At 52.5% G+C, this 13,296-nt stretch carries 13 protein-coding genes; 3 read left to right on the top strand and 10 right to left on the bottom strand.

The features are described from left to right. Positions 1-310: 310 nt before the first annotated feature. The 10 genes from P0D43_RS14175 to P0D43_RS14130 form a co-directional block, all read right to left on the bottom strand. The gene (locus P0D43_RS14175; protein ID WP_394672734.1) at positions 311-1,606 is read right to left on the bottom strand and encodes an OmpP1/FadL family transporter; all 1,296 of its coding nucleotides are present in this window, start codon (positions 1,604-1,606) and stop codon (positions 311-313) included. Between the two features lie 122 nt (positions 1,607-1,728). Beyond that, positions 1,729-2,544: an ABC transporter permease gene (locus P0D43_RS14170; RefSeq protein WP_394672733.1), complete on the bottom strand. Its 816-nt coding sequence runs from the start codon at positions 2,542-2,544 to the stop codon at positions 1,729-1,731. Between the two features lie 2 nt (positions 2,545-2,546). Continuing rightward, positions 2,547-3,332 (bottom strand): ABC transporter ATP-binding protein, encoded by a 786-nt coding sequence (locus P0D43_RS14165; RefSeq protein WP_394672732.1) that lies wholly within the window; start codon positions 3,330-3,332, stop codon positions 2,547-2,549. Next, positions 3,329-4,525 (bottom strand): pyrroloquinoline quinone biosynthesis protein PqqE, encoded by a 1,197-nt coding sequence (gene pqqE / locus P0D43_RS14160; RefSeq protein ID WP_394672731.1) that lies wholly within the window; start codon positions 4,523-4,525, stop codon positions 3,329-3,331. Before pqqE ends, P0D43_RS14165 begins: the two co-directional genes overlap by 4 nt. Continuing rightward, a complete protein-coding gene (pqqD, locus tag P0D43_RS14155; RefSeq protein ID WP_394672730.1) occupies positions 4,522-4,803 on the bottom strand; it encodes a pyrroloquinoline quinone biosynthesis peptide chaperone PqqD in 282 nt (93 codons plus the stop codon). The genes pqqE and pqqD overlap by 4 nt, the downstream gene beginning before the upstream one ends. Further along, positions 4,800-5,525 (bottom strand): pyrroloquinoline-quinone synthase PqqC, encoded by a 726-nt coding sequence (gene pqqC / locus P0D43_RS14150; RefSeq protein WP_394672729.1) that lies wholly within the window; start codon positions 5,523-5,525, stop codon positions 4,800-4,802. Before pqqC ends, pqqD begins: the two co-directional genes overlap by 4 nt. After that, positions 5,522-6,454, bottom strand: coding sequence for a pyrroloquinoline quinone biosynthesis protein PqqB (gene pqqB / locus P0D43_RS14145; protein WP_341238270.1), 933 nt, complete (start codon positions 6,452-6,454; stop codon positions 5,522-5,524). Before pqqB ends, pqqC begins: the two co-directional genes overlap by 4 nt. A gap of 72 nt (positions 6,455-6,526) precedes the next feature. Beyond that, on the bottom strand, positions 6,527-6,601 hold the full coding sequence (gene pqqA / locus P0D43_RS14140; RefSeq protein ID WP_083797182.1) for a pyrroloquinoline quinone precursor peptide PqqA: 75 nt from the start codon (positions 6,599-6,601) through the stop codon (positions 6,527-6,529). Between the two features lie 260 nt (positions 6,602-6,861). Further along, entirely contained in the window at positions 6,862-8,046 is a 1,185-nt protein-coding gene (locus P0D43_RS14135; RefSeq protein ID WP_394672728.1) for a porin, read from the bottom strand. A 349-nt stretch (positions 8,047-8,395) separates the two neighbouring features. After that, the gene (locus P0D43_RS14130) at positions 8,396-10,804 is read right to left on the bottom strand and encodes a sigma-54-dependent Fis family transcriptional regulator (RefSeq protein WP_394672727.1); all 2,409 of its coding nucleotides are present in this window, start codon (positions 10,802-10,804) and stop codon (positions 8,396-8,398) included. Positions 10,805-11,120: 316 nt separating this feature from the next. On the opposite strand from P0D43_RS14130, the gene pedF reads away from it, so the two are divergent. From pedF to P0D43_RS14115, 3 genes are all read left to right on the top strand, one after another. Then, positions 11,121-11,576: a cytochrome c-550 PedF gene (pedF, locus tag P0D43_RS14125; RefSeq protein ID WP_341238291.1), complete on the top strand. Its 456-nt coding sequence runs from the start codon at positions 11,121-11,123 to the stop codon at positions 11,574-11,576. A 117-nt stretch (positions 11,577-11,693) separates the two neighbouring features. Continuing rightward, entirely contained in the window at positions 11,694-12,566 is an 873-nt protein-coding gene (locus tag P0D43_RS14120; protein ID WP_394672726.1) for a substrate-binding periplasmic protein, read from the top strand. Positions 12,567-12,812: 246 nt separating this feature from the next. Continuing rightward, complete coding sequence (locus P0D43_RS14115; RefSeq protein WP_008251418.1) at positions 12,813-13,286, top strand: 4Fe-4S dicluster domain-containing protein; 474 nt, start codon at positions 12,813-12,815, stop codon at positions 13,284-13,286. Positions 13,287-13,296: the final 10 nt, after the last annotated feature.

The raw sequence follows: 13,296 nt of genomic DNA, 5'->3' as shown, positions 1-13,296 counted from the left end.
GGGGGATGCAGATTGGTATTTTTGCCCTATCACTTTATTCCTTCCTTACATTGCGGCAGCTTTACACGCATGGTCGAACGTGGCCTAGAAGAGCGCTACTGTTCGCCTTCCCATTGTCGTTCTCGCACGTGTTGTTAGACGTGCCCATACCTTATGCAGTGGGGCTCTGTGCCTTTAACCTTCTCTTCTGGTATGTGGCGTTTCGGCTGAGTAATCGCTTGGTCAAGCTGAGTCCTTACGGCGGGCCGTCGGGGTACTTATAAAAAAAAGCCCGGTTTGAATCCGGGCTTTTTGACACATCGAGCTGTTTTTAGAACTTGTATGACACTTGACCGGAAATAATGAATGCATCGCCTTCTGCGGTGCCCAATACACGCGTTTGTTGACCAGCAGCCGGGTTGCCTTCAGTGCTGTCGATTTTTGCCTTGTTGGGCATTACATACTGAAAGGCCACATCGAATGTGGTGGCTTTGTCGAACTTGTACTGCGAACCTACCGCGAAAGTGATGCGATCTTCATCCGGTAGGCGAACTTTGCGGCGCTCATCCGGCACCGGTGTAATGTCGTAAGCCATGCCGGCTTTCAAATTAATGGTGTCGCTGTATTTGTAAATACCACCCACCGCAAAGCGCCAGCTGTTTTTCCATTCATAGTCTTGCACAGTCAATGGCGCAGCACCCGCTGGTGCGTTCTGGCGCTGAAAGTCCAGCTTCTGAATGGTGCTCCATTCAGTCCACGTGGCGTCGGTCAACAGTTGCCATTTGGGTGTTAATTCAGTTACCGATGAAATAGCCAGCGAGGCAGGCAGGCGGATTTTGGAAGTGAGTTCACTGTTTGCAAAAAGGCCAGCAACGGCCGGTGCAACGTTCTCGAAAGTGACGTTGCCTTCCAGGTCTTGCTCAATCGATGAGCGATAAGCCACGCCCACGCGTGTTGCAGGCGTTACCTGTCCCATCACGCCCAGGTTAAAGCCGTAGCCCCAACCATCACCCGCAATGGTCGTCAAACCTTCGGTGCCGCCAAAAGGCGCGTAGTTGATTTGTGAGCTTAGTTTGGCATCAAGCTTTTGCGCAGAAACACCTGCACCGACGGACCATTGCTCATTCACTTTGTACGAGGCAGACGGGTTGATGTTCACTGATTTGATGTCAGAAGTAACTCCTTGAAAGCGACCATACCAGTTGGGTTGAAAATCTGTTTTCAGGCCAAAGGGTGTGGCCACGGACAAGCCGAAGTTGATTCGATCGTTAAACGGGATGACAAGGTGAAAGTTGGGGATATAGCCTTCATCGCCGAACTCGCCTGTGCTGCTGCCCAGGGGGCGGCCAGGGGCGGCAGTGCTGCCCTCATTGTTGACTTCACCATTCAGGTCAATGTAATGCCCACCCAACACCACTTGGCGTTCTTTCAGGCGGCTCATGCTGGCGGGGTTAAACCAGGCCGCGCTGGCATCTTCACCAATCGCTGCTTTGCCTGCATAGGCCACACCAGCACCACTGGCATTTTGCTCATTGAGCGCAAAACCGCCAGCTTGCACTGAACCTGTCATGCACAGAGTGGCAATGGCGGTGGAGATGATTTTGAATTGAAACGGGAATTGCTTCATGTCGTCCTCTTGGGTCCGTTTTAAGAATGGAAATTTGCGAGGACATTGTAAGTAAAAATACGAACGATCGTGCTTAATTTTTATAGAGTTATTCTCTATAAAATCTACTTTAAAATAGTATTTTACTGATTTAACGGTACGGCAGCACCACTTTGTGAAAACTTCCAGGTGGCCACAATCAACATGGCAACCGTAGCGCCCAGAAGTACCAAGGTGGCGAACATCAATCCAAATTCAGCATGGCTGCTGAAAGCGTGGCGAAGCAGGTCGACGCAATAAGAAAAAGGATTGAGCAAGGCCACCCAGCGTGCCAGCGCAGGCATGGGTTCGATGGGGTACAAGGCGCCACTGAAAAAGAACACCGGGAAAATCACGAAGTTCATCATGACTGCAAAGCCATCAATGCTTTTTGCAAAAGTACCGCACAACACACCCAAGGCGGCACAGGTCAATGCAGCCAATGCAGCACCGGGCAGCAGCACATGAAGTTGTGGCCAAAGTGTTCGACCCACCCAGGGCAATACATTCTGCAAATCAAACCCGAGCGGAAACAGCAAGGTATAAAGGCCTTCAAGTGCCAGCAGTAACGTGATCAGCAGGCCCATTTGCACCAGCGCGCCAATGGCTGCGCCCAGGGTTTTCGCGATCAGTATGTGATAGGTTTTTACAGGGGCTGTTACCAACAGGCGCATGGTGCCTGCGTCTTTGTCCAAAGCAATGCTCAAGCCCCCGACCATGCCGCCAAACAGCAGGGTCATGCCCACAATGCCGGGCAACAAACGCGCTGTGTAGTCGCCGCCAGCCAAGGCTTGCATGCCACCACCGATAATCCACAACCAAAGTACAGGGCGCACCATGGCAGCGGCCAGCCGGTCGCGTTGTTTCAATAATTTCTGACTTTCGCGGCGTATGACAGCCCAATAAAAATGCATCAACATGGTTATTGGGCTCCGCCGTTCATTTTCCACACAAACCAGTCTGCCAGGGTGGCTGTACGCACGCTGGTTACGCTTTGATCCGGCAACTCGTCAAGTGCCTGTGCAGGGGTACCCAGCCAGCTCAGGTCCCCTTGGTTCAGAAAACCAACCCGGTCACAACTGTTGGCTTCGTCCATCAAGTGCGTGGCAATAAAAATGGTGAGTCCGTCGAGGGCCTGTAGCGTTTTAAGAGTTTGCCACACACTGTTTTTGGAAGGTACATCGAGCGCTGTAGTGGGTTCATCCAGGATTAATACTCCCGGTTTGTGCACCATGGCGCGGGCAATGTCTACCAGTCTTTTCTGTCCGCCAGACAGGCTTCCCACAGTGCGGTTTAACCACGCCTGTATCGGAAAAACGGAGTAGAGATGCGCCAGGTTGGCTTTGGCCTGTGCCTTGTTCAATCCTTGCAGGCCCGCAGCAAACAACAGATTTTCTTCCACGGTCATGAAGCGATCCAGCGACACCGATTGAAACACGAAGCCCAGGTTTTTGCGGGCCAGGTCTGCAGCCCTGCGCGTGCTGTAGCCTAGCACCGAGAGTTCGCCTTGATCAGGTGCAATCAAGCCTGCAATCAAACTGATCAGGGTGGTTTTGCCAGCCCCATTGGGGCCCAACAGGCCAAACATTTCACCCGCGTTTAAATCAAGGCTGACATTGCTTAACGCCTGCCGAGTTCCCCAAGAGAAGGACAAGCCTTGTGCGTGTAGTCGAATGGTGGTGTTGGTTGCGGTGTTGTTGTAGTTCAAGAGCTGTTTTTGCTGAGGTGCAAGCTGTTGTGATCGCTGCGATACCATACCACGGGCACCTCGGCCGTATTGGCCAGATTTTGCTGTTCAGGCTTTTGAACTTTCAGGTAGTCATCGGGATCATCGCGCCGCTGTGCGGCGTTCACAAAGGCGACCACTTTTTCATGTTCGGGTGATTTGTGGCACACAGGGTCGGCGTTGGTGGCGTCTCCGGTGATCAAATACGCCTGACACCTGCAGCCGCCGTAGTCTTTGGCTTTGTCGGGGCAGGTGCGGCAGGGGTCTTTCATCCAGGCATCGCCACGGTAGCGCGTGAAGCCATCACTTTTGTACCAAATGTGTTCAACCGTGCTGGTTTTAACGTTCGGGAATTCAAAGCCGGGCAGCATGCGGGCGGCCTGGCAGGGCAGGGCTGTGCCGTCGGGGCTGATGCTGAGAAACACATTGCCCCAGCCGCTCATGCAAGGCTTGGGTGTTTTTTCGAAATAATCGGGCACCACAAACAACAGCTTCATGGTGTTGCCCAGTTTTTCGCGCCATGCTGCAACGCGTTCTTCGGCGTGCTTAAGCTGTTCATGAGTGGGAATGAGCGCTGCCTTGTTCTGGAAGGCCCAGCCGTAGTATTGCGTGTTGGCCAATTCCAGGTATTCCACGCCAAGCTTCACGGCCAGTTCAATGATTGAATCGATGTGATCCAGATTCAAACGGTGCAGCACCACGTTCAACACCATGGGCCAGCCAGCGGCTTTCACGGCGGTGGCAATTTCCAGTTTTTTGGCAAATGTTTTGGTGTCGCTGAGCGCATCATTCGCGGCCTGGGTTGCGTCCTGAAAGCTGACCTGAATGTGGTCAAGGCCTGCCGATTTCAGGGCATCCAGCCGAGCAGGCTTCAAGCCGATTCCGGAGGTGATCAGGTTGGTGTAGTAGCCCAGTTCATGACCGTACGCCACCAGTTCTTCAAGGTCCTCGCGCAGCAAAGGCTCGCCACCCGAAAAGCCCAGTTGCACCGCGCCCAAGGCACGGGCCTGCTTCATGGTTTCTTTCCACTCGCCGGTGGTCAGTTCATTGGTGTTGGTTTTGTAATCAACCGGGTTGTAGCAAAACACACAGTGCAGCGGGCAGCGGTAGGTGAGTTCAGCCAACAGCCACAAAGGGCCGGCCGGGCGCTGGCTTTGTTCGCTTGCGCTGGTCATGCGTCCAACCAGTTTCTGCGTGTTGCTTCTTCCAGCATGCTGCGTACATCGGCTTCCAGTCCGCTCGCGCTGAATTTGCTTTCCAGCGCGTCAACAATTTCACCCACTGTTCGGGAGCCGTCGCACAACAACAAGATTTCGCTGGCGGATTGGTTCAATTTCACCATGCCCTCGGGGTAGAGCAGCACATGTGTTTTTTGCGCCTCCTCGTATTGAAGGCGAAACAGACGATTCAGTTTTGGGTGAAGCGGCAGGGTTGGTGTTGTCTCGGAGCTCATTGTTTCTTCTGTTTTGTTTTGACCGGTTTGTCGGGGTAAGCCAGCGCGACTGCGTCTGACATGCTCCATAACACATCCAGTTTAAATTGAAGAATTTCCAGTGCACGCTCTTGTTGCGCACGGGTCTTGAAATAATTCAGTGTCACTTCCAAACCATGTTCTACATCGCGCTGTGCAAGGCTGATCCGTGACCGGAAATAATTCAAACCTTCCGGCGCAACCCATTTGTAGTCTTTGGGCCAATTGCTTAAGCGTTGTTTGTGAATTTCAGGCGCAAACATTTCAGTCAGCGACGAACACACGGCCTCTTGCCAAGGCGCACGGCGTGCGAAATTGACGTAAGCGTCTACGGCAAAGCGTACACCAGGCAGCACCAGTTGCTGGCTCCACAAGGTGTCTTTTTCTATGCCCACGGCCTCACCCAAACGGCTCCAGGCTTCAATTCCACCCGCATTGCCTTCCCAGCCATCGTGGTCGAGAATACGCTGCACCCAGCGCCGGCGTGTTTCGCGGTCGTCGCAATTGGCTATCACGGCGGCGTCTTTTTGTGGAATGCAAATTTGGTAATAAAAGCGGTTGGCCACCCAGCCGCGTAGTTGCTCGCGGCTTAGTTTGCCCTCACGCATGGCAATGTTGAAAGGGTGGTGAATGTGGTACTTGTCACCTTTGGCACGCAAGCGTTCTTCGAACTCTTTTTTGCTCCAGGCTTTGTTGTTGCTCATGCAAGAATCTCCATGCCGTCATAAGACACTTCAATTCCATTGTCGGCCAGAATGGCGCGCTCGTCGCCATGCTCGTTCAAAATCGGGTTGGTGTTGTTGATGTGGATCAGAATTTTGCGTTGGGTTTCAAACTGCCGAAGCTGGCTGATCATGCCCGAGCCGCGTTGGCCGGGTTTGTCGGTTTGAGGCAGGTGGCCCATGTCGGCCGCCATTTTTTGCGAAAACCCTTGCGTGACCATTTCGTCTTCGGTCCAGAAAGTGCCGTCCACCATCAGTACATCGGCCTCTTGCATGAAGGGCATGATGTTGGGCGTAATTTCACCCAAGCCTGGTGCATAAAACACTTTTTTGCCGGTGTTGGTGTCTTCAATCAACAGACCAATGTTGTCGCCACGGCGCTGTGCATAGCGGCTTGGGGAATAGGGGGGTGCCTTGCTGATCAGCGGGATTGATTTGATCTTGATGTTGTCCAGCGGGCTGATGGAGAAAGGCTCATCGCACTCGGTGCACAGGGGGGTCCATTTCACGCCGCAGTAAAACCCCAGCGTGGGCACCAAAGGCAGGCCGTTGGTGAGGTCTTCCCACACCGCTGGGGTGGTGAACAGGCGCATGGGGGTTTTGCCCTCGCGCATCATCAAAAGGCCTGTGGTGTGGTCAATTTGTGCGTCCATCAGGATCACGGCGGAAATGCCTGTGTCGCGTGGGCCGCGGTTGGGCTGTAGTTCCGGGGTGTTTTTGATCTGGGTCAGAATGTCGGGCGAGGCATTGACCAAAATCCAGTTTGCAGACCCATCGGATATGGCGATCGACGACTGGGTGCGCGCGGTGTAGCCGGGCGCTTTGGCCCTCACGGCTTGGCAGTTGTTGCAGTTGCAGTTCCACTGCGGGAACCCTCCGCCTGCTGCGGATCCCAGAACTTTGATTTTCATAATTGCTTTTTTCAGGGGTAAAAAAAACCCCGCCAGCCTGAAAGGCTATCCGGGGCTGTGCGAACCGTCAAATTAACGGTTCGCAATGTACATGGTGATTTCGAAACCGAAACGCATGTCAACGAATGATGGTGTAGTCCACTGCATGAAATATCCTCCTTTTGCTTTATTAAAATGCACCTTGGCACATGGCTTGGGTGAAGAACTTGGCTTGCGCCGTTTTGTTCGTCCTCGAGTTATAAATAGCAATTCCCGTGCCGTACATGCAAGCCGGTCGGTATTTTTACAATGTGGAAAATGAGGCTGCTTTGGTGTTCAACCTGTTGCAGTTTGAAACACAATGCAAAAAGGCGCGAACCTTGTGAGCTCGCGCCTTAGGATAACCGTTAACGGAGGGTGGTTAACGATTAGAAGAACAGGATTGCACCTACAGCGATTGTGTTGGATTCGCCTTTGGCTGAGGGTGCACCCAACTGGTAGGTTTGTTCGTTGCTGATGTATTCACCTGCAATGGTCAGGCTTGGTGTCAAGTTGTGGTAAACGCCAAGAACCGTCTGGTTGGTTTCGTCCAGCATAATGCCATTGGCTGCGCGGTCAGCAGCTGTGGCGTCCAGTGTGGACGAGCCGTAATTGATACCAAACTTGGTGTTGCCAACTTTGTATGTAGCTTGTAGCAGGTAACCGTCTGAATCACGCTCGGCGTTGTTTACGTCGCGACCACCGAAGCCGATCAGTGTGGTGCCCAGTCCTTCACCGGTAAAGTAGTTGCCGGTCAGTGACAACGCGCCGAAGTTCAGCGTACCACCGGCTTCGAAGCCGGTCAGGTCTGCGTCAGGAGCTCCTGCAGCGCCAGATTGGGACTGGTTGATCAAAGCAGCCCACAGTTTGCCACTGTCGCCCAAGCTATAACTGGCCATTGCCTGCATGCCTGGGGAATCGCTTTCCGCGCCACCAATTTCTTTGGGCTGGAATACGCCGCCCGACAAGCTTAGGTTGCCGATTGCTGGTGCCGTGTATGTGATTTGGGGCTGAAATTCAGTGTAGATATAACCAGATCCGATTCCACCCAGTGTTGTGTTGAGTGCGCCGTTGTAGCCAGAACCACCACCTACTGCCAACAAAGACATGTCGTTCAGAATGGCGTTTTGGCCAAACAGACCAATGTCACGGCCTGCCTTGATCGTACCCATTGTTTCGTTGCCGAATTGCAGGAATACGCGGCGCTGATCCCCAACCGTTTGGCCCACGCCACCAGAGAATGCAGAGCTGCCTGTGTTGGTTGTACCTGGGTCAATGGAGATCACGGCCTTCAGGTCGTAACCGGCTTGCTTGGTTGATGCTGAGAAAATGATGAAACCAGGTAAAAGACCGTTTTGAATGGTTGTGCGATCTTGGCCAGTTCCTGTGAAACCGCAAAGTGGCAAAGCACCATCGGCCGCTGCGCCGGCATTGTCACAGCTTGTTGTGTTGTAGTAGGCGTTTACAGAGCCAGAAATGTCCATTTCCCAATCACCGGCTTTGAAACCGATTGCGTGTGCCGAAGTCCCCATTGCTGCCAAGATGGAAGCTGCTACTAATTTTTTGCTGATCATGAGATCAACCCTCCAGTTTTAGTTTTTAAAGGTTGTTGCTTGTTTGTCTTCTAAAGCTCGCCAGCACACCGCAGAGTAGAACTGGCTTGAGGGGACTAGGGCAAAAGACATGCCAGTGCATAAGCTATTGATTTTAATAACATAAATTAAAATGTAGGGCTTTTGATGACAAGATGGGGCAGTGCAGTTGGTTTGCGCCAAACGGTGCGCTTTGAAACAGAATTGTGTGCGGCTGGAGCAGGTGAATGACAGTTTTGTGACAGCTGTTCAATTGCTTTGTGCCAAAAAAAACCACCCGACAATGGGGTGGTTTTTTGAAGGCACAGTGCCGTGTAATGAAAGACGCGTTTTACTTCGAATTCAAGCGCCGGTATATGGTGTTTCTTGAAATTCCCAGCATGCGGGCGGCTGCGCTAACGTTGCCCCTGCAGGTTTCCAGTGCCTCTTGAATGGCCCGTGATTCCAGGTCGTCCAGATTAATTGGATTGTCTGCCTGAGCCCTTGCAGTGGCTTGCCTGGAACCCAAGTAGCCTTGCGCCCGCGCATCGTAGGCACGCGTGTCGAAGGTATCTTCTTTGTAGCGCGGTGACTGGGGCAGCGCACCGATGGGCTCTTCCCTGCTGGCGGGTTTTGAACTGTGTGTCCAGCTGTCAAATCGACCTTCCCTGAACTTGCTGAAGGTGTGATCAAGACCGTTGCTCTTGGCTGAGGGTCCTGACCGATGATGAACCTGCACTTCAAAAGTGCTGGGTTTGCTTTTTGCCGCAAACACGGGTGAGTTGCTTTGAGCGTGAGGCGTTATTTTGGATTGCACTGAGAAATTACTGCGCACACTGAACTGTGGGCGTGTAACTGCTGCTGACGTTGAGGCGCGAGGCACTTGCTGGCGCTCTTCGGTTTCAACGGGCACTTGCTCGGCTTGATTGGCTTTGGCGTCCAGTCGAAGGGCACGCCACTCATCAAGAAAATCATCTGGCAGGTGGTCCCACTCAATGGTTTCGGCTTCGTCAGTCATTACGCTGGCGGTGCGCAAAATATTCGTGAGCTGCCGAATATTGCCCGGCCATGCGTGCGTGGTAAACGCTTTCATTACTTCCGGAGACACGCGAATGCGCGGGTTGTGCGATTCATTTTCCAGAATGCGTTGAATGATTTTTTGCAAGTCGGTGCGCTCGCGCAGTGCGGGAAGACGAACCACCAAACCGTGCAGGCGATAGTACAAGTCTTCACGGAAATGGCCCGTTGCAATTTGATCGCGCAGGTTGCGGTGCGTGGCGCAAATAACCTGCAAATTCACCGGAATGCTTTTCTGGCTGCCAAGCGGTGTAACCACGCGTTCCTGCAATACACGCAACAAGCGTGCTTGCAGAGAAATGGGCATGTCACCGATTTCATCAAGGAACAAAGTGCCACCGTTGGCTTGCAAAATACGGCCTTGTGAACCTTTCTTTTTTGCACCGGTGAATGCGCCGTCTTCGTAGCCAAACAACTCGGATTCAATCAGCGTTTCAGGAATCGATGCGCAATTGACTGCGACAAATGGTTTGTCCACCCGGGGCGAATCGTTGTGGATGGCTTGCGCAAGAATTTCTTTGCCTGTGCCCGTTTCACCCAGAATCAAAATGGGGATGTCTTTGTCGATGACCTTGCCCACTTTTTCGATGATTTTTGCCACCTGTGGATCGCCTGTGTTCAGGTACTTCAGGCTGGAAAGGTGATGGCTTTTCTGGCAGGTTGTGTTGGCTTTCTGCGCGGTCGGCGTTGGGTTTTGCAGCACAGCCGCATCACAATTGTTTTTGACCAAACCCACCGAGTCGAAAATACGGCCTCGGCCCACACTGCCCAAACTGGCTCGCGCTGTGACCTGGTTGCCATTGTGCAAACACAGAATCAAGGGGATTGGGTTGCAGGTGCGGTAATGGTCGATCAGGGCTGACAAAGGCATGCCGAAAAGTGAACTGAAGGTGTGGCTTTTCAGGGCATTGGCTGACATGCCGAATTGCACCATGGCTGCCCGGTTGGCGGCCAGAAATTTGCCGGCTGGCGAGAAGGCCGCCGCACCTTCAACCACGGAACCCAGAAACTCGCCGCGCTGGTGAAATTGCACAATGATCGCGTCTTGAAACGAACTGTTGAACAAATGGTTTTCGATCATTTGCGCCGACATGCGTACCAGGCCCATGGTGTGGCGGTGGTAATTGCGGTAATCGCCAGTCACATCGAGCACCCCGATGGCCACGCCATTGGGGTCGAAAATCGGAGCAGCCGAGCAGGTCAAAAAACGGTTAACGTCCAGGAAGTGATCCTGGCCGTGAACCACAGTGGGCAATTCCTCGATCAGAGCCGTACCAATGGCATTGGTGCCCTTGTGTTCTTCGCTCCAGGTTACGCCAGGTGCCAGGGCGACTTTCTGCGCCTTGACCAGAAAATCATCATCGCCCAGTGATTCAATGATCGTACCGCTGGCGTCTGTCAGCAACACCATGCTGTGCGTGTTCACAACCTGTTCGTACAAGGTTTCCATGAATGGCAGGGCGCACGACTTCAGCCGGTTGTTCTTTTCAATCAGCTCTTTTAGTGCGCTGCCGGGTGGCGGGGCAATGTCCACTTTGGACGTGGTGTCCAGCCCTGCGGCCGTGGAACGCTGGTGCGCACGCCGAATGAATTCGAGGTGCCCCTCCGTGCCCGGGTCGATCAGCTCTATCACTTGGGCGTTGGATGCGAGGCTGCCGCCATCCCGCTCGGATAAGAAAGTCATCCATGTCTCCTGCTTCTTGTGGTGCTGCGTTTTATAAGTATGTTTTTGGGTGCAACTTGAAGCGCTGAATGTTTTTGGTTGTATTGATGTTTCAGCTGCTATGTTGCCCAATGCAAGCACTGTGCCAACTCAATCCAATGTGTTTCAGAATGAAACACCTTCTGACAAAAAGTAGCACAGATAAAACGGTGAGGCCATAGGGTTGGCGATTTGTAACAATTGGTAAAACTAATTCACAAATTCAAATGAATAGGGTGGCATGGGGATTGCAGTACCTACCCCGTGTTGAATCATTCTTAGAAATACAGGAGTTGTGATGTTAGTTCGTAAAGCCCTTGTGGCAACAATTTTTTCGATTGCCGCTTCCGTGGCAATGGCCCATGGTGATGTAACACCTCAGGTTGTGGATGTATCTACCTTGAAGCCTTTGGGCGAAGAGATGCTGGACACGAACCCTTACGTCGGTGACAAAGAAGCGATTCGCGTGGGCAGCTCAGCTTACAACCAGAATTGCGCCCGCTGTCACGGTCTGGAGGCCATTAGTGGAGGTATTTCTCCTGATCTGCGCAAAATGAACACCGAGTGTGATTCTTTTGCAGGCAAGAAAGCAAAGCAAGAATGCAAGGCTGAGATGGATGTTTATTTCCGCAATTCAGTGCTGGGTGGCAAGGTACGAGGTGACCGGGTGTATATGCCTGCGTTTGCAGGCATCCTGAGCCAAGAGGCGATTTGGGCCATCAAGGCTTATGTTGAAACTCGTAAATACGAATAACTGGATTTTCAAGGTCGCGTGGAGCGGGTCGCTTGCTTGAATAAGGCGATCCCTCCAATCTGTTCAGTATCCATTCAAAAAAACAAGTGCATCCAAGGCACGGCATCAGGAGACCCTATGAATGCGTTTAAATCAACGTGTGAATTACCTTTGATCAAATGGTTCGGTGCTGTCGCGCTGGGCTTTTCCATTCAGCTTGGCGTGGCTGCGCAAGAGTTAAGCGACTGGGCCAAAGTGCAGGCTTCGGGCGTGTTGACAGTGGCTGTCTACAATTACTTGGCCCCTTATTCGCATGAAGGGAAAGGCATTGATGTTGATATCGCCAAAGCCCTGGCGGCCAAGCTGGGCTTGGGTTTGCGAGTGCGTGCCTTTACCGAGGATGAAGAGTTTTCGGACGACATTCGAAATATGGTGACGCGTGGGCACTACCTGGCCGGCGCGCCTGCCGATATTTTGATGCATGCGCCGGTGGATGCATACATCATGCAAAAAGAAGATCAGGCCTTGTTTTTCTCACCTTACACACGCGACGACATTTTCGTAGCGCGTAACGTGAAGAAGTTACCAACGCTGGACAGCCTGAAGCCTTTCTCGGAAGCGGGCAATAAAATTGGTGCTGAAGCGGCTGCTTTGCCAAGCATTATGTTGGCGGGCGCCGATGGCGCTGCGTATGCCGACAATTTGGTGAACTTCAAAACCCCTAAAGAAGCAGTGGATGCCATGGTGAACGGTGAGTTGGTGGCCGTGATGGCCACCCGGGCCGAGCTTGAATGGGCTTTGCACCAGCACCCGGACAAGAAGGCTGATTATTACGTGTCCAAGGTGCCGCATAATTCACTGCCACCCAAAGGCTGGGCCGTGGGCATGGCCACTAAAAAAACCAACAAAGAGTTGGCTGAAAAACTGACTGTGGCCATGAATGAGTTAAAGGAGAGTGGCGAGCTTCAGAAAATCTTTGAAAAATACGGCGTGAAGTACATGAGGCCCTGATCAGGCTGAACTCATTTCAGGTCATTCGTTCAAAAAAAGCCTCGCTAGGATGCGGGGCTTTTTTATTGCAACAGTTGTGCCAATTTGAAACAACTGTGTTGCATCGGGAAAACCCCATGTGCAAAAACTCGGAAAAGTGTTGCCGAGAGCCGTTGAAATTTTGTTTTCAAGTTGGCAGGCTTATTGCATAAGAAGGCATGTACGTAGTGCCCAAAACAAATAACCAAAGAAGCGAGGAACAACGGGATGCAAAAATCTCTTCACATCACGCCTGACAAATGCACGGGCTGCCTTCAGTGTGAAATGGCGTGTAGCTATGAAAACTACCAGGTGTTCAACACCTCACTGTCGCGAATCAAAGTATTCGACTTTCATCACACCGGCAAAAAAGTGCCCTACACCTGTACTCAGTGCGATGAGGCCTGGTGTTTGCACGCCTGCCCGGTTGAGGCCATTACCATGGACAAAACCAATGGGGTGAAAGTGGTGTCGGAAGACACCTGCGTGGGTTGCAAGGTGTGCACGATTGCCTGCCCGTTCGGCACAGTGAATTATGTTCAGGAGACCGGCAAGGTGCAAAAGTGCGACTTGTGCGGCGGCGACCCAGCATGTGCAACTGCCTGCCCAACCGGTGCAATCACGTTTGTGGATTCGAACTGGACTGGTTTGGACAAGATGAAGCAGTGGGCCGAGAAGTTGAGCAACCAGGCTCACGCGTAATTCAGAAGAA

It is taken from the genome of Limnobacter sp., from assembly GCF_043511195.1.
In the GTDB taxonomy this organism is placed as follows: Bacteria; Pseudomonadota; Gammaproteobacteria; order Burkholderiales; family Burkholderiaceae_B; genus Limnobacter.
Note: the sequence above shows the minus strand (reverse complement) of the source record. Positions and strands in the feature narration are given on the sequence as shown.

Bases quoted from the DNA above. Each gene is read 5' to 3' on its own strand.
- P0D43_RS14170 (WP_394672733.1), bottom strand. From the start codon at position 2,544: ATGTTGATGCATTTTTATTGGGCTGTCATACGCCGCGAAAGTCAGAAA.
- P0D43_RS14135 (WP_394672728.1), bottom strand. From the start codon at position 8,046: ATGATCAGCAAAAAATTAGTAGCAGCTTCCATCTTGGCAGCAATGGGG.
- pqqE (WP_394672731.1), bottom strand. From the start codon at position 4,525: ATGACCAGCGCAAGCGAACAAAGCCAGCGCCCGGCCGGCCCTTTGTGG.
- pqqB (WP_341238270.1), bottom strand. From the start codon at position 6,454: ATGAAAATCAAAGTTCTGGGATCCGCAGCAGGCGGAGGGTTCCCGCAG.
- P0D43_RS14115 (WP_008251418.1), top strand. From the start codon at position 12,813: ATGCAAAAATCTCTTCACATCACGCCTGACAAATGCACGGGCTGCCTT.
- pqqD (WP_394672730.1), bottom strand. From the start codon at position 4,803: ATGAGCTCCGAGACAACACCAACCCTGCCGCTTCACCCAAAACTGAAT.
- pqqC (WP_394672729.1), bottom strand. From the start codon at position 5,525: ATGAGCAACAACAAAGCCTGGAGCAAAAAAGAGTTCGAAGAACGCTTG.
- P0D43_RS14175 (WP_394672734.1), bottom strand. From the start codon at position 1,606: ATGAAGCAATTCCCGTTTCAATTCAAAATCATCTCCACCGCCATTGCC.
- pedF (WP_341238291.1), top strand. From the start codon at position 11,121: ATGTTAGTTCGTAAAGCCCTTGTGGCAACAATTTTTTCGATTGCCGCT.
- P0D43_RS14130 (WP_394672727.1), bottom strand. From the start codon at position 10,804: ATGACTTTCTTATCCGAGCGGGATGGCGGCAGCCTCGCATCCAACGCC.
- P0D43_RS14120 (WP_394672726.1), top strand. From the start codon at position 11,694: ATGAATGCGTTTAAATCAACGTGTGAATTACCTTTGATCAAATGGTTC.